Origin of the sequence: Marinobacter sp. ELB17 (assembly GCF_000169375.1) — a bacterium.
In the GTDB taxonomy this organism is placed as follows: Bacteria; Pseudomonadota; Gammaproteobacteria; order Pseudomonadales; family Oleiphilaceae; genus Marinobacter.
On sequence record NZ_AAXY01000020.1, the window covers coordinates 60,742 to 75,241 of the forward strand.

Annotated in this window: 21 protein-coding genes and 2 pseudogenes; 21 read left to right on the forward strand and 2 right to left on the reverse strand. The window is 52.9% G+C overall.

Annotated features, from left to right (window positions below; all coding sequences use genetic code 11):
• The first annotated feature begins 398 nt into the window (after positions 1 to 398).
• The 21 genes and pseudogenes from MELB17_RS17320 (at position 399) to MELB17_RS24705 (ending at position 13,505) form a co-directional block, all read left to right on the forward strand.
• On the forward strand, positions 399 to 1,259 hold the full coding sequence (locus MELB17_RS17320; protein ID WP_007351615.1) for an Rpn family recombination-promoting nuclease/putative transposase: 861 nt from the start codon (positions 399 to 401) through the stop codon (positions 1,257 to 1,259).
• A 152-nt stretch (positions 1,260 to 1,411) separates the two neighbouring features.
• Positions 1,412 to 1,921: a hypothetical protein gene (locus MELB17_RS17325; protein ID WP_007351616.1), complete on the forward strand. Its 510-nt coding sequence runs from the start codon at positions 1,412 to 1,414 to the stop codon at positions 1,919 to 1,921.
• 154 nt (positions 1,922 to 2,075) lie between these two features.
• Positions 2,076 to 2,222 carry a hypothetical protein gene (locus MELB17_RS25135; protein WP_007351617.1) on the forward strand — a complete coding sequence of 49 codons (147 nt, stop codon included), beginning with the start codon at positions 2,076 to 2,078 and terminating at the stop codon, positions 2,220 to 2,222.
• Positions 2,201 to 2,534: pseudogene (locus tag MELB17_RS26205) on the forward strand (polysaccharide biosynthesis protein); the annotation flags it as partial. The gene MELB17_RS25135 and the pseudogene MELB17_RS26205, both read left to right, overlap by 22 nt.
• A gap of 271 nt (positions 2,535 to 2,805) precedes the next feature.
• Positions 2,806 to 3,630, forward strand: coding sequence for a hypothetical protein (locus tag MELB17_RS17335; protein ID WP_198136510.1), 825 nt, complete (start codon positions 2,806 to 2,808; stop codon positions 3,628 to 3,630).
• A 536-nt stretch (positions 3,631 to 4,166) separates the two neighbouring features.
• The gene (locus tag MELB17_RS25770; protein WP_007351623.1) at positions 4,167 to 4,409 is read left to right on the forward strand and encodes a hypothetical protein; all 243 of its coding nucleotides are present in this window, start codon (positions 4,167 to 4,169) and stop codon (positions 4,407 to 4,409) included.
• Positions 4,363 to 4,731 (forward strand): hypothetical protein, encoded by a 369-nt coding sequence (locus MELB17_RS17345; RefSeq protein ID WP_227498953.1) that lies wholly within the window; start codon positions 4,363 to 4,365, stop codon positions 4,729 to 4,731. Before MELB17_RS25770 ends, MELB17_RS17345 begins: the two co-directional genes overlap by 47 nt.
• A gap of 136 nt (positions 4,732 to 4,867) precedes the next feature.
• Positions 4,868 to 6,859 carry a nucleoside-diphosphate sugar epimerase/dehydratase gene (locus MELB17_RS17350; RefSeq protein WP_007351625.1) on the forward strand — a complete coding sequence of 664 codons (1,992 nt, stop codon included), beginning with the start codon at positions 4,868 to 4,870 and terminating at the stop codon, positions 6,857 to 6,859.
• Between the two features lie 82 nt (positions 6,860 to 6,941).
• On the forward strand, positions 6,942 to 7,919 hold the full coding sequence (locus MELB17_RS17355; RefSeq protein ID WP_007351626.1) for an Rpn family recombination-promoting nuclease/putative transposase: 978 nt from the start codon (positions 6,942 to 6,944) through the stop codon (positions 7,917 to 7,919).
• Between the two features lie 152 nt (positions 7,920 to 8,071).
• Positions 8,072 to 8,569, forward strand: coding sequence for a hypothetical protein (locus MELB17_RS17360; RefSeq protein ID WP_007351627.1), 498 nt, complete (start codon positions 8,072 to 8,074; stop codon positions 8,567 to 8,569).
• A gap of 116 nt (positions 8,570 to 8,685) precedes the next feature.
• Positions 8,686 to 8,832 carry a hypothetical protein gene (locus tag MELB17_RS25140; RefSeq protein ID WP_007351617.1) on the forward strand — a complete coding sequence of 49 codons (147 nt, stop codon included), beginning with the start codon at positions 8,686 to 8,688 and terminating at the stop codon, positions 8,830 to 8,832.
• A 147-nt stretch (positions 8,833 to 8,979) separates the two neighbouring features.
• A complete protein-coding gene (locus MELB17_RS26535; RefSeq protein ID WP_413540298.1) occupies positions 8,980 to 9,306 on the forward strand; it encodes a polysaccharide biosynthesis protein in 327 nt (108 codons plus the stop codon).
• Positions 9,242 to 9,622 (forward strand): polysaccharide biosynthesis protein, encoded by a 381-nt coding sequence (locus MELB17_RS26540; protein ID WP_227498954.1) that lies wholly within the window; start codon positions 9,242 to 9,244, stop codon positions 9,620 to 9,622. Before MELB17_RS26535 ends, MELB17_RS26540 begins: the two co-directional genes overlap by 65 nt.
• 249 nt (positions 9,623 to 9,871) lie before the next feature.
• Positions 9,872 to 10,237, forward strand: a complete 366-nt coding sequence (locus MELB17_RS17375; protein WP_007351630.1) for a hypothetical protein — start codon at positions 9,872 to 9,874, stop codon at positions 10,235 to 10,237.
• Positions 10,238 to 10,485: 248 nt separating this feature from the next.
• Positions 10,486 to 10,692 (forward strand): hypothetical protein, encoded by a 207-nt coding sequence (locus MELB17_RS17380; protein WP_007351631.1) that lies wholly within the window; start codon positions 10,486 to 10,488, stop codon positions 10,690 to 10,692.
• Entirely contained in the window at positions 10,683 to 11,024 is a 342-nt protein-coding gene (locus MELB17_RS17385; RefSeq protein WP_007351632.1) for a type II toxin-antitoxin system PemK/MazF family toxin, read from the forward strand. The genes MELB17_RS17380 and MELB17_RS17385 overlap by 10 nt, the downstream gene beginning before the upstream one ends.
• 277 nt (positions 11,025 to 11,301) lie before the next feature.
• Positions 11,302 to 11,751, forward strand: coding sequence for a hypothetical protein (locus MELB17_RS17390; protein ID WP_007351633.1), 450 nt, complete (start codon positions 11,302 to 11,304; stop codon positions 11,749 to 11,751).
• Between the two features lie 223 nt (positions 11,752 to 11,974).
• Positions 11,975 to 12,697, forward strand: a pseudogene (locus tag MELB17_RS26215) (polysaccharide biosynthesis protein); the annotation flags it as partial.
• A complete protein-coding gene (locus MELB17_RS17400) occupies positions 12,678 to 12,902 on the forward strand; it encodes a hypothetical protein (RefSeq protein ID WP_018403376.1) in 225 nt (74 codons plus the stop codon). The pseudogene MELB17_RS26215 and the gene MELB17_RS17400, both read left to right, overlap by 20 nt.
• Positions 12,892 to 13,272, forward strand: a complete 381-nt coding sequence (locus MELB17_RS17405; RefSeq protein ID WP_007351636.1) for a type II toxin-antitoxin system VapC family toxin — start codon at positions 12,892 to 12,894, stop codon at positions 13,270 to 13,272. Before MELB17_RS17400 ends, MELB17_RS17405 begins: the two co-directional genes overlap by 11 nt.
• A gap of 80 nt (positions 13,273 to 13,352) precedes the next feature.
• Positions 13,353 to 13,505: a hypothetical protein gene (locus MELB17_RS24705; RefSeq protein ID WP_007351637.1), complete on the forward strand. Its 153-nt coding sequence runs from the start codon at positions 13,353 to 13,355 to the stop codon at positions 13,503 to 13,505.
• A gap of 334 nt (positions 13,506 to 13,839) precedes the next feature.
• On the opposite strand, the gene MELB17_RS17410 is transcribed toward MELB17_RS24705, so the two are convergent.
• Together MELB17_RS17410 and MELB17_RS17415 are read right to left on the reverse strand one after the other, a co-directional pair.
• The gene (locus MELB17_RS17410; protein WP_007351638.1) at positions 13,840 to 14,154 is read right to left on the reverse strand and encodes a type II toxin-antitoxin system RelE/ParE family toxin; all 315 of its coding nucleotides are present in this window, start codon (positions 14,152 to 14,154) and stop codon (positions 13,840 to 13,842) included.
• Positions 14,154 to 14,432, reverse strand: a complete 279-nt coding sequence (locus MELB17_RS17415) for a type II toxin-antitoxin system ParD family antitoxin (RefSeq protein ID WP_007351639.1) — start codon at positions 14,430 to 14,432, stop codon at positions 14,154 to 14,156. The genes MELB17_RS17410 and MELB17_RS17415 overlap by 1 nt, the downstream gene beginning before the upstream one ends.
• Positions 14,433 to 14,500 lie beyond the last annotated feature (68 nt).

Consider the following 14,500-nt stretch of genomic DNA (forward strand, 5'->3'; position numbering starts at 1 on the left):
CCTCTGTTGCGTTGCGATTGGACGAGGTTTTGTGGGAGCCACGGGTTTTGCGCCCAATGGGGGTGTTGGGGATTTGGTGTGAAATCTGAATCCGCGGGTCTGGGATAACGCGGGCGACCGATAAAGCGGGGTCAGCCGGGGCAGCTGGTAAAGCCGGGACAGATTTGAAATCTGTCCCGAAGGTGGGAAAGGAGAAGCGGGGACAGATTTAAAATCTGTCCCCGAGAACATCCAGTCCTACCTGCTGGAAATCCTGAGCGTGGTAAAATAAAGTTTGCTGAGTCAGGAGGACGCATGGCAACGAATCACCACGACACCGGTTACAAGGAATTGTTCAGCCACCCGGAATTTGTTCAACAGTTAGTTGAGGGGTCGCTCCCTCTGAAATTGTCGGTCTGATGGATTTCAATACGCTCAGGAGCCGCAGCGGCAACTACATTACGCCGTTGTTCGAGGAGAAGTTCGAAGACGTCGTGTGGTCGGTAGAGGTGACATGGGAGGGCATCACTCAACGGGTGTTTCTTTACATCTTGCTTGAGTTTCAGTCCAAAGTAGACAGCACCATGCCACTGCGGCTGATGCACTACGTGGCCTGCTTTTACGATCATTTGTTGAAAACCCGAGAAACAACGGTGCGCCAAGGCCTACCACCGATTTTTCCGATGGTGCTGTACAACGGATCCCAACGCTGGTCCGCTCGTCAGGACATTTACGAGATGGTTCAGCCGGCACCACCAGAGTTCTTACGAGTGTACCAACCGCATCTGCGTTATTACCTGATTGACGAAGGGCGCTACACTGATGAAGAATTGATCAGCAAGCGAACGCCGTTAAGTGGCATATTTGGGGTTGAGAACGCCGGCCATAGCTGGGAAGCCCTGCAGCAGGCGGTGGATTGGATTGTAGAAATTGTCAAAGCTGACCCGAACAAAGATCGCGTAGACAAGATCGTTACTCGTTGGATTAAGCGCCATTTACAGAGGGTGGCTCCCAAGGCCAGGCTTAATTTGGATCGGATGAGCAGTTTGGTGGAGGATAGAAATATGTTGGCAGAAAATCTGGAGAATCTGGTCAAGAAAGAGCGGCTTGAGGGTCGCCAAGAGGGTCGTCAGGAGGGCGATAGGCGCGCGTTAGAAGAAAAACGTAAAACCGTTCGTCATCTTCTGTCATTTGGCGTGCTGAGTAACGATCAGATTGCGGTAGCGACGGGGTTGTCGGTCGACGAGATCGACAAGCTGCGAATTGAAGACAAGCATTAATAGAAGAAAATCTGTCCCCAGGGAGTAAAGCCAGCACCAAAGTGGGGACAGACTTTAAGTCTGTCCCCGGCCGGCTCTTGAAATCGGCAACAAGGAATTGTTCAGCCACCCGGAGTTTGTTCAGCAGTTGATCGAAGGGTTTACCCCGTTCGATGCGCCAAACACCGTTGAGTGGGGTTTTTGGTGTCGAGAACGCTGGCCACAGCTGGGAAGCTTTGCAGCAGGCTGTGGATCGGGTTGTGGCGATCATACAGTCGGACCCAAACAAGGATCGTACCGACAGAATCATTACCCGCTGGCTCAAACGCCATTTGCAGCGACTTGGAGCTGAAGTACACCTGGATCAGCTCAACAGTTTGGTGGAGGATAGAGATATGTTGGCAGAGAACTTAGAGAATTTGGTTAAGAAAGAACGGCTTGAGGGGCGTCAGGAGGGGCATCAGAAGGGTCGTCAGGAGGGGCATCAGAAGGGTCGTCAGGAGGGTCGTCAGGAGGGTCGTCAGGAGGGTCGTCAGGAGGGCGATTGGCGCGCATTAGAAGAAAAACGTAAAACCGTTCGTCATCTTCTTTCATTTGGCGTGCTCAGTAACGATCAGATTGCGGCAGCGACGGGGTTATCGGTTGACGAGATCGTCAAGCTGCGCATTGAAGACAAGCATTAACAGAAGAAAAGCGGGGACAGATTTAAAATCTGTCCCCGGGGAATAAAGCGGACAGCCGGGACAGACTTGAAGTCTGTCCCGAAGGCCCCAGAGCAGGGACAGACTTTGAGTCTGTCCCTGGCCGGCTTCTGAAACCGGCAACAAGGAGGTTGTTATGATCAATATTTCCCACCACGGCGCCGTTTCTGGCTCCTGCCACGAGTTGAGCATTATCCCTTCTAACCGATCGTATCCCTCCTCCGGTATTCTGATTGACTGCGGCTTGTTTCAGGGCGCAGACCCACTAACCACAAAACCTTGATTGTGGGTTTGCCGGCGTTTGCGTTGAGCCATTTGGAAGAGGCGGTGCGTAGCCATGGGGTTAAACGCTTGCTGTTGGCGGTGGACGCGGATACGGACGTGAACCGCCGCGGGTGGCTCGATTGGTTCTGAGCTGTGCCGGCAGATCATTCGCCATCAGCCCAAATGCCTGGTGTTGTTTGAGCAGTCCGAGTTTGCTTTGTACGCCATTGAGCGCGAGCTTCAGCAGATTAATCTGGTGGAAGGCTTGAATGTGTGCGTTCACCCATTGTTGGGCAGTGTGGTGCACCGCCGCCGCTGTGAAGCGGTAATGCTGCGTAATTCGGCGTTATGTCACCGCCTAGCCAACACGCCAGTGCCGAGCTTTCATCTGGTTTGTCGTGGCCCAAAAGCGCTTGAAAGGCGGTGATGTGGTAAACTGGTGTTGTACAGAGGAGTACACATGAACGATAGAGACGCTGCGCGGTCAGCAGACCACGACAGTCCGTGGAAGATGGCGCTGGAGGGGTACTTTCAAGAGTTTCTGGATTTATTGTTTCCGGCGATTCATGAACACGTAGATTGGTCGAAGGGTTACAGCTTTCTTGACAAAGAGCTGCAGCAGATCACGGCAGATCACGGCAGATGCCAGCAGCGGTCGGCGTTACGCCGACAAGTTGGTTAAGGTTTACGCCCGTGACGGCAGTGAAACATGGGTGCTGATTCACGTTGAAGTGCAGGGTGAACCAGAAGAAGCCTTCGCCGAGCGCATGTACATCTATCAGTACCGACTACGGGATCGTTACGGTATCGATGTCGTGAGCTTGGCAGTGTTGGCCGACACACGTAAGGGCTTCCGGCCTACCACTTTTCACTATGAACGTTGGGGCTGTGAGCTGACGTTTACCTTCCCCACGGCTAAACTGATGGACTGGGAAGCGTGCTGGGCGGAACTGGAGGCCAGCGACAACGTGTTTGCATTGGTGGTCATGGCCCAGATCCAGGCCAAACGGGTGAAGAACGACGCCACGCGCAAAGACACCAAGGTGGCCCTGATACGACTGCTGTATGAACGGGGCTATAGTCGAGAACAGATTTTACGACTGTTTAACATTATTGATTGGATGATCCAGTTACCAAAAAATCTGGACCCCGAATTTGCACAGGCGGTTTACGCCATACAGGAGGAAAAACACATGCCTTATGTCAACACGATTGAGCGTTTGGGTATTGAAAAAGGGCGCCAGGAAGGCGAACAATTGGGTATCGAAAAAGGGCGTCACGAAGCCGAGCTGTGTGCTCTGAAAGAAAAGCGCGAAACGGTTCGCCACCTGATGTCGTTCGGTGTGCTCAATGACGAGCAAATAGCTGCAGCGACGGGCTTGGCGTTAGACGAGATTACCCAATTGCGTATTGAAGATAAGCACTGATCTCCGCTTTTATAATCTCCCTGCTTTACGTACAAAAAAGGGCAGCCCTGGTGGCTGCCCTTTTTTTGTACGACGTCAACTATCCTGCCCGGTCGGTTACTGGCTCCTGCCACGAATTGCTGGTTGGCCAGTCCGACAAGCAAGCTGTATCCAGAGGGCTCGGAGGCACTTTGGGAGCGAGCCCGCAAATATCTGCGAACCCCTGTAAGACAGGTTCGTAGGGTTCGTTTGGCCGAGATTAACGCTAGCAACCTCCCACTGGCCGGCGAATCTGCATTGTCTCGAAGAACCCTGTTGACGGCCCCCCAAGAACCGGTTTTTGCCGCCAGTAGAAGAGAATGGAAGCAAATCTCCAGGACTGCAGATGTCATCCCAGTACAGGATGATGGAACGTGTAGGGTACAAATCTGGCGGTATGAGCCGAGGCTGTTTGTGAGTGATGGGACCGTTGATCCGTTTTCGCTCTATCAGAGCTTGAAGGATGAGCGCGACGAGCGGATTGAAATGTCGTTGGATGAGTTAATGGAGTAATTAACATGATAGCGGGACTGGATAAGTTTCGAGAGCACTTCGCAAATTATCAGGACCAATACCTGCTTATAGGCGGTGCTGCGGCATGGCACATTGGCCCGAGAGCACGGGTTGTTCCATTGCGCCAAGAGCAGTTAAAAGAGCGGCTTGGTGAGCGCTTTCGCGAGTTGGATGTACCGCTGATGGTGGAATGGCCGGGCGGTGAGCACGCTGGAGCCAGACCCCGAGAAGCAATTGAAGTATATTGACTTCATCGACATCTACTCAGCCTTGGATGATAATGAAATGGAACAATATAAAGCGCAATACCCGCAGGAGAGCAACACCATGGCCACCTTGAGTGAGCGGTTACGAGCGGAAGGCATGCAACAAGGCATGCAACAAGGCATGCAACAAGGCATGCAACAAGGTGAGGCCGCCGCTTTGAAAAAGTTGATCAGCCTGAAATTCGGTGAGCTTCCCCGCTGGGCCGAAGCGCACATTCAATCTGCCGGTGTTCCAGAACTGGAGGTCTGGCTGGAAGCTATATTGACCTCGGATACGTTGGAGTCATTGCTTAGTCGGCATTAACGTAAGGGCTTATAGCCTCTTTGTTGCGTAAAGGAGAACCGGATTCTATTAACGGTTCGAGGCAAGGGGGCAGGAGATAGGGTAGAGAAGACCTGCCGGGTAGTAGCGGCAGTCATGGGACAAGCCGTGAGTGACCATGTTTAATTCGTTTCTGCAACTTTCTCGCCTCAAAAAGCGCGTCATCTCCCTGTTTGTGGATTTTGTCGCTCTTTCTTTTGCGCTCTGGGCCTCTTTTGCGTTGCGCCTGGACGTGGCTTTGTGGGAGCCAAACAAGGGCCAGCTGCTGGTTTCCTTGCTTACTGTGGTGTTTACGTTGGGCGTTTTTGTCCGCCTTGGCTTATACCGCGCGGTTATTCGCTACATGAGTGACCGGGCCTTCATAACCATCATCACCGGTGTTGCCGCTTCGGCCTTGCTGCTCGTGGTGCTCAGCTACGGTTTTAACGTGTTTGTTCCTCGCTCTGTTCCGCTGATCTACTCTGCGCTGGCGTTTATTTTTGTGGGTGGCAGCCGTATGAGCATGCGTATGCTGGTGCAGTACTCTTCCGGGCGTGATAAAGAGCGGGTGGCCATTGTGGGTGCAGGTAAAACGGCTGTGCAGCTGGCTAAGGCGCTGCAACAGGGGGAGGAGTTTCACCCGGTATTGTTTATCAGCCTTTTGCCAGCCAATCACCGAACGCTGATTGTAGGTTTGCCGGTGGTTGCGTTGAGCCACCTGGAAGAGGCGGTGCGTAGCCATCGGGTCAAACGCTTGCTGTTGGCGGTTGACGCGGATATGGATGTCAATCGTCGCGAATTACTGACGCAATTGGAAAAGTTGAATTTGCCGGTACAAACCGTTCCGTCGTTCAGTGAAGTGATCGCCGGCCAGGCGCGCATTAACGACATTCGCGATCTGGAAATTGAAGACCTGCTGGGGCGTGATCCGGTGCGACCAGACAACGCCCAGGTGGCTTCATCGCTGTTTGGTCGCTCGGTGATGGTGACCGGCGCGGGTGGTTCGATTGGTTCTGAGCTGTGCCGGCAGATTATTCGCCACCAGCCCAAGTGCCTGGTGCTTTTTGAACAGTCAGAATTTGCTTTGTACGCTATTGAACGCGAGCTTCAGCAGATCAATCTTGTGGAAGGTCTGAACGTGTGCGTTCACCCATTGTTGGGCAGTGTGGTGCATCGCCGCCGTTGTGAAGCGGTAATGCTTTCGTTTGGGGTGCAAACGGTGTATCACGCGGCGGCGTACAAGCATGTGCCGCTGGTTGAGCACAATGTGATTGAGGGCGTGCAGAACAATGTGTTTGGCACATTGCACGCGGCCGAGGCAGCGGTTGCAGCGGGCGTTGAGTTGTTTGTGCTGATTTCGACCGATAAGGCAGTGCGGCCCACCAATGTGATGGGGGCCAGTAAGCGTATGGCGGAGTTGGTGTTGCAGGGGCTGGCGCAGCGCCAGAGTGACACAGTTTTCTCGATGGTGCGTTTTGGCAATGTGCTGGGCTCATCGGGGTCTGTGGTGCCTTTGTTCCGGGATCAGATTAGCAGCGGTGGCCCGGTGACGGTCACTCATCCGGACATTATTCGCTATTTCATGACCATTCCCGAAGCCAGCCAGCTGGTGCTGCAGGCCGGTAGCATGGGTGAGGGTGGCGAGGTGTTTGTGCTGGACATGGGCGAACCGGTCAAGATTGCCGATTTGGCTCGCAAGATGATGCATTTGATGGGCCGCCGCGAAAGAACCGCCGAGCAGCCAAATGGCGAGATAGAGCTGGTGTTCAGTGGCCTGCGCCCCGGTGAAAAATTATTTGAAGAGCTGTTGATTGGTGACGACCCCCAAGGCACCGCCCACCCGCGCATTATGATGGCTCGTGAAGTGTGTATGACCTGGCCTGAGGTTGCGGACACGGTGAAACAGCTGCAACACGCAAGCCAGGCGTTTGATTGTGAGGGTGTGTTGTTGATTCTTAAAACCGCGCCTACGGGGTTCGCGCCTAATGGCGGTGTTGGGGATTTGGTGTGGAATTTGAGTCCGCGGTCTGGGGTCGCCCGGGCGACCGATAAAGCCGGGACAGCTGATAAGGCCGGGACAGATTTGAAATCTGTCCCGAGGGCGGGAAACGGAAAACTGGGACAGATTTGAAATCTGTCCCCGAGAACATCCAGTCCTACCTGCTGAAAATCCTGAGCGTGGTACAATAAAGTTTGCTGAGTCAGGAGGACGCATGGCAACGAATCACCACGACACCGGTTACAAGGAATTGTTCAGTCATCCGGAATTTGTTCAGCAGTTAGTTGAGGGGTTTGCTCCCTCTGAGATTGCCGGCCTGATGGATTTCAATACGCTCAAGAACCATAGTGGTAATTATATTACGCCGCTGTTCGAGGAGAAGTTCGAAGACGTCGTGTGGTCGGTAGAGGTGACATGGGAGGGCATCACTCAACGGGTGTTTCTTTACATCTTGCTTGAGTTTCAGTCCAAAATTGACAGCACCATGCCGCTGCGACTGATGCACTACGTGGCGTGCTTTTACGATCATTTGTTGAAAACCCGAGAAACAACGGTGCGCCAAGGCCTACCACCGATTTTTCCGATGGTGCTGTACAACGGCTCCCAACGCTGGTCCGCTCGTCAGGACATTTACGACATGGTTCAGCCGGCACCACCAGAGTTCTTACGAGTGTACCAACCGCATCTGCGTTATTACCTGATTGACGAAGGGCGCTACACTGATGAAGAATTGATCAGCAAGCGAACGCCGTTAAGTGGCATATTTGGGGTTGAGAACGCCGGCCATAGCTGGGAAGCCCTGCAGCAGGCGGTGGATCGGATTGTAGAAATTGTCAAAGCTGACCCGAACAAAGATCGCGTAGACAAGATCGTTACTCGTTGGATTAAGCGCCATTTACAGAGGGTGGCTCCCAAGGCCAGGCTTAATTTGGATCGGATGAGCAGTTTGGTGGAGGATAGAAATATGTTGGCAGAAAATCTGGAGAATCTGGTCAAGAAAGAGCGGCTTGAGGGTCGCCAAGAGGGTCGTCAGGAGGGTCGTCAGGAGGGCGATAGGCGCGCGTTAGAAGAAAAACGTAAAACCGTTCGTCATCTTCTGTCATTTGGCGTGCTGAGTAACGATCAGATTGCGGTAGCGACGGGGTTGTCGGTCGACGAGATCGACAAGCTGCGAATTGAAGACAAGCATTAATAGAAGAAAATCTGTCCCCAGGGAGTAAAGCCAGCACCAAAGTGGGGACAGACTTTAAGTCTGTCCCCGGCCGGCTCTTGAAATCGGCAACAAGGAATTGTTCAGCCACCCGGAGTTTGTTCAGCAGTTGATCGAAGGGTTTACCCCGTTCGATGCGCCAAACACCGTTGAGTGGGGTTTTTGGTGTCGAGAACGCTGGCCACAGCTGGGAAGCTTTGCAGCAGGCTGTGGATCGGGTTGTGGCGATCATACAGTCGGACCCAAACAAGGATCGTACCGACAGAATCATTACCCGCTGGCTCAAACGCCATTTGCAGCGACTTGGAGCTGAAGTACACCTGGATCAGCTCAACAGTTTGGTGGAGGATAGAGATATGTTGGCAGAGAACTTAGAGAATTTGGTTAAGAAAGAACGGCTTGAGGGGCGTCAGGAGGGGCGTCAGGAGGGGCATCAGAAGGGTCGTCAGGAGGGTCGTCAGGAGGGTCGTCAGGAGGGTCGTCAGGAGGGCGATTGGCGCGCATTAGAAGAAAAACGTAAAACCGTTCGTCATCTTCTTTCATTTGGCGTGCTCAGTAACGATCAGATTGCGGCAGCGACGGGGTTATCGGTTGACGAGATCGTCAAGCTGCGCATTGAAGACAAGCATTAACAGAAGAAAAGCGGGGACAGATTTAAAATCTGTCCCCGGGGAATAAAGCGGACAGCCGGGACAGACTTTGAGTCTGTCCCTGGCCGGCTTCTGAAACCAACAACAAGGAGGTTGTTATGATCAATATTTCCCACCACGGCGCCGTTTCTGGCTCCTGCCACGAGTTGAGCATTATCCCTTCTAACCGATCGTATCCCTCCTCCGGTATTCTGATTGACTGCGGCTTGTTTCAGGGCGCAGACCCACTAACCACAAAACCTTGATTGTGGGTTTGCCGGCGTTTGCGTTGAGCCATTTGGAAGAGGCGGTGCGTAGCCATGGGGTTAAACGCTTGCTGTTGGCGGTGGACGCGGATACGGACGTGAACCGCCGCGGGTGGCTCGATTGGTTCTGAGCTGTGCCGGCAGATCATTCGCCATCAGCCCAAATGCCTGGTGTTGTTTGAGCAGTCCGAGTTTGCTTTGTACGCCATTGAGCGCGAGCTTCAGCAGATTAATCTGGTGGAAGGCTTGAATGTGTGCGTTCACCCATTGTTGGGCAGTGTGGTGCACCGCCGCCGCTGTGAAGCGGTAATGCGTTCGTTTGGGGTGCAAACGGTGTATCACGCGGCGGCGTATAAGCACGTGCCCCTGGTTGAGCACAATGTAATTGAGGGTGTGCAGAATAATGTGTTTGGCACATTGCACACGGCTAGAGCTGGTGTTCAGTGGCCTGCGCCCCGGCGAGAAATTATTTGAAGAGCTGTTGATTGGTGACGACCCCCAAGGCACTGCACACCCGCGCATTATGATGGCCCGTGAAGTGTGTATGATCTGGCCTGAGGTGGAAGACACGGTGAAGCAGCTTCAACACGCCAGTCAGGTGTCTGATTGTGAAGGTGTGCTGTCGATTCTTAAAACGGCGCCTACGGGCTTTGCGCCTAATGGGGGTGTTGGGGATTTGGTGTGGAACCTGAATCCGCGGCCGTTGGTGGCCGATAAAGCCGATAAAGCCGGGACAGTCGGTAAAGCCGGGACAGATTTGAAATCTGTCCCAAGGAGGAAGCTGAAGTAAAGCGGGGACAGATTTATAAATCTGTCCCCAGGGAGTAAAGCCAGCACCAAAGTGGGGACAGACTTTAAGTCTGTCCCCAGCCGGCTCTTGAAACCGGCAACAAGGAATTGTTCAGCCACCCGGAGTTTGTTCAGCAGTTGATCGAAGGGTTTGCCCCGTTCGATGCGCTTGACACCGTTGAGTGGGGTCTTTGGCGTCGAGAATGCCGGCCACAGCTGGGAGGCTTTGTAGCAGGCGGTGGATCGGGTTGTGGCGATCATACAGTCGGACCCGAACAAGGATCGTACCGACAGAATCATTACCCGCTGGCTCAAGCGCCATTTGCAGCGACTCGGGGCTGAAGTACACCTGGATCAGCTCAACAGTTTGGTGGAGGATAGAGATATGTTGGCAGAGAACTTAGAGAATTTGGTTAAGAAAGAACGGCTTGAAGGCATGTTGGCAGGGCGTCAAGAAGGTCGCCAAGAAGGTCGCCAAGAAGGTGAGCACATGAAGGCTGAGCAAATTGCCCGTAACCTGATTGCGATGGGTCTGCTGACCGATGCTCAAATTGCGACAGCTTCTGGCTTGTCCGATGATGAGGTCAAGGTACTTCGTAAAGAGCAGAAACACTGATAACTCTGCCATAGTCAGACGACGCGCGCATCGCGCCGCGCATGGACAGGCATCCCCTCCTTTCTCGGCGTTCTTTACGTCAAACGCATGGCGGACAGGCACTCATATTGGTCAGAAACCCGTATTTATTTTTGCATCGTGCCCTTGTAGTCGAAGAACTACACTGTGTTTATCCGCACATTCTACGGGGCCATCAGCCTCTACGTGCTATCATATTTTTTTGTTGCTCATGGCAAGAAGAGGTTTGTATGTACGCAATCGAGTTTGAAGCTGACATTCAGAATGGCGTCGTTAAAATTCCCCCGGAGTACGCTCGTCTCAGAAATATCCATGCCCGAGTGGTTGTGATGGTCGGGGAGTCAAAGGCGAATGCCGAGGTAATGGCGTTTTCCCGGCATTCAGCGAACGCTATCGAGGAATGGCAAGACGAGGCCGAGGACGATGTATGGACCTGACCCCAGGGGAGGTGTTGCTGTGTGAGTTCTATTTTTCGGACTTCCAGACTAGCAAACGTCGGCCAGTGATTGTGTTTAAAGATAACCTGCCGTTTGATGACTTTGTTGGCATACCGGTTAGCAGTCAGACTTTGCGGCTGCATGATGATGAATTTATTCTGGAGCCATCCGATATGGCGCTGGGAGCTTTGCCAAAGCGTTCGAAGATCATGGTTCGTAAAACGTTTGTTATTTCGCGGCAGGTCATTGTAAAAAAGTATGGTCAGTTGTCGGATGCGCGGTTTCAGCGGCTGCACGAAGATTTTTGCCATTTTTTCGGGTGCTGCTCATAAACAGGCAGCCCATGACCAATCTCATCTACCAGTGCCCTCCACAGCAACCCGCAAAGCCCTCCTGTGCAATATTCATCATTAGTCGTGGAAATATTGTCGTAAATATTGTCGTGGACAGGCACTTACTCTCCGCCGGTCAGCCCACCAGGACATTTACGAGATGGTGCAAAGTAGGGGACGGATTTGAAATCCGTCCCCAGTTTAGATCTGCAGCAGCCAACCACACCTTCGCTATTACCTGATTGACGAGGGGCGTTACACTGATGAGGAATTAGGCTTGCGCCAGACACCGTTGAGTGGCGTGTTCAGTGTCGAGAATGCGGGCCACAGCTGGAAGGCTTTGCAGCAGGCGGTGGATCGGGTTGTGGCGATCATACAGTCGGACCCAAATAAGGATCGTACCGACAGAATCATTACCCGCTGGCTCAAACGCCATTTGCAGCAACTCGGGGCTGAAGTACACCTGGATCAGCTCAACAGTTTGGTGGAGGACAGAGATATGTTGGCAGAGAACTTAGAGAATTTGGTTAAGAAAGAACGGCTTGAGGGGCGTCAGGAGGGGCATCAGAAGGGTCGTCAGGAGGGCGATTGGCGCGCATTAGAAGAAAAACGTAAAACCGTTCGTCATCTTCTTTCATTTGGCGTGCTCAGTAACGATCAGATTGCGGCAGCGACGGGGTTATCGGTTGACGAGATCGTCAAGCTGCGCATTGAAGACAAGCATTAACAGAAGAAAAGCGGGGACAGATTTAAAATCTGTCCCCAGGGAATAAAGCGGACAGCCGGGACAGACTTGAAGTCTGTCCCGAGGGCCCCAGAGCATTATCCCTTCTAACCGATCGTATCCCTCCTCCGGTATACTGATTGACTGCGGCTTGTTCCAGGGCGCAGACCCACTAACCATGACACCTTGAATGGGGGTTTGTCGGCGTTTGCTTTGTGCCATTTGGAAGATGGTGCGTTTTGGCAATGTGCTGGGTTCGTCCGGTTCCGTGGTGCCTTTGTTCCGCGACCAGATAAGCAGCGGTGGGCCGGTTACGGTGACTCATCCGGACATTATTCGCTATTTCATGACCATTCCCGAAGCCGGCCAACTGGTACTGCAGGCCGGTAGTATGGGTGAGGGCGGCGAGGTGTTTGTGCTGGATATGGGCGAGCCGGTCAAAATTGCCGATTTGGCTCGCAAGATGATGCATTTGATGGGCCGCCGCGAAAGAACCGCCGAGCAGCCAGATGGCGAGGTAGAGCTGGTGTTCAGTGGCCTGCGCCCCGGTGAAAAATTATTTGAAGAGCTGTTGATTGGTGACGACCCCCAAGGCACGGCACACCCGCGCATTATGATGGCCCGTGAAGTGTGTATGACCTGGCCTGAGGTTGCGGACACGGTGAAACAGCTGCAACACGCAAGCCAGGCGTTTGATTGTGAGGGTGTGTTGTTGATTCTTAAAACCGCGCCTACGGGGTTCGCGCCTAATGGGGGTGTTGGGGATTTGGTGTGGAATTTGAACCCGCGGTCTGGGGTAGCCCGGGCGACCGATAAAGCCGGGTCAGCCGGGTCAGCTGGTAGAGCCGGGACAGATTTGAAATCTGTCCCAGAGACAAAGGCTATAACATGCTACTCTGTTCAAATAATGAACAGCCGGAGGCTGCACTATGTACGCTATAGAATTTGAAGCTGATATTCGAAACGGCACAGTAAAGCTACCGGAGAAGTATCGCCTGTTGGACAGCGCTCACGTCAGAGTGGTACTCACGGTAAACGATGAACGCCTTATGGGTGAGCCCGAGGTAGAGCTGGATTTCAGCAACACAGAGATTAAAGCCTTCTCGGGAAGAGATGCGCTAGAACTTCAAAGGACAATGAGAGATGAGTGGTAAGTACCTGCTAGACACCAACGCACTCATTTATGCAATTGACCGTAAACTCAAGTTGCCTAAAGGGCATTACGCGGTATCAGTGATTACTAAGATGGAGTTGCTCTCCTGGCCTCAGTTGTCGCAAGAAGACGAGCAAAAGCTCAGAGCAACTTTGTCAGTATTGCCTGTGATTGAGCTTAGGCAGTCCGTTCAGGAATCAGCCATCAAAATCCGCAGAGCAACCTCATTAAAACTCCCGGACAGCATTATTTCCGCAACAGCCATGGTTGGGGGATACGTATTGGTGACGAATGACGAAAAGCTCCAAAATCGTCATATTGGCGAGGCGATGGGGTTGGATGCGTTGACTGAAATGGGGACAGATTTTTAAATCTGTCCCCAGAAAATCCAGTCCCACCTGCTGAAAACCCTGAGCGTGGTATAACAAAATTTGCTGAGTCAGGAGGACGCATGGCAACGAATCACCACGACACCGGTTACAAGGAATTGTTCAGTCACCCGGAATTTGTTCAACAGTTGATCGAAGGGTTTGCCCCGTTCGATGCGCCAGACACCGTTGAGTGGGGTCTTTGGCGTCGAGAATGCCGGCCAGGCGCGCATTAATGACATTCGCGATCTGGAGACACCATCAAGCAACTGCAATACGCCAGCCAGACCTTTGATTGCGAGAGCGCGCTGTCTATTCTTAAAGCGGCACCGACGGGTTTTGCGCCTAATGGGGGTGTTGGAGATTTGGTGTGGAATTTGAATCCGCGGCCTGTGATAGCTGGGGCCGGGACAGTCGGGACAGTCGATAAAGCCGGGACAGATTTGAAATCTGTCCCGAAGGCGGGAAAGGAGAAACTGGGACAGATTTGAACTCTGTCCGGAAGGCGGAAACTGAAGTAAAGCGGGGACAAACTTTAAGTCTGTCCCCACGGGATAAGGTCCTGAACGGCTAGTCCTCCAGTTCAAACTGCAAAGCAACCTCGAAGTCTTGTCCGCCGTAAAAAACGCCCAAGATGAAAACATGCTTGTCATCCACAGCAAATGCAATTACGGCCCGCTTGCGGTAGTTTGTGATTCGCAGTCCGGGCCGTATGTCGTCACGTTGGTTTCCTCGATGTGGAAACGTCTGTAGATCTTCACAGTGGGTTACGATGGCGTCTGTATAGCGTTTAGCAATTTCCGGTGAAGCCTTCGTGGCAATATAGCGATAGAGCACCGCCAGCTGTTCCATCGCTTCCGGTGTAAACTCAACGGTGTACACCATTACGTTTGTGAAGTGGAGTTCTGGTGTTCTGCTGATAACCGGGCGCGCACTTGGTCGACATTGAGCGCGCGCGTTGGGTCAGCCTTCAATGCATCGTAAGCAGGGGCTACTTGACCGAAGAGCCAGTTCTCCAAGGCACGGTCACGGGCCAGTAGCGCCCGCAAGCCATCGCGAATCACTTCGCTTTCAGTGGCGTATTCGCCAGCGGCAACCTTGGCTTTTACTACGTCGGCCATCTGGTTGGGTAGAGTAATGCTGAATTGTTGAGTGGTACGCATGACGGGCCTCCCGCATAAGATAGGATTTAATCCTACTCCATCCTGCGGAGATAATCACGGTTGCAAGG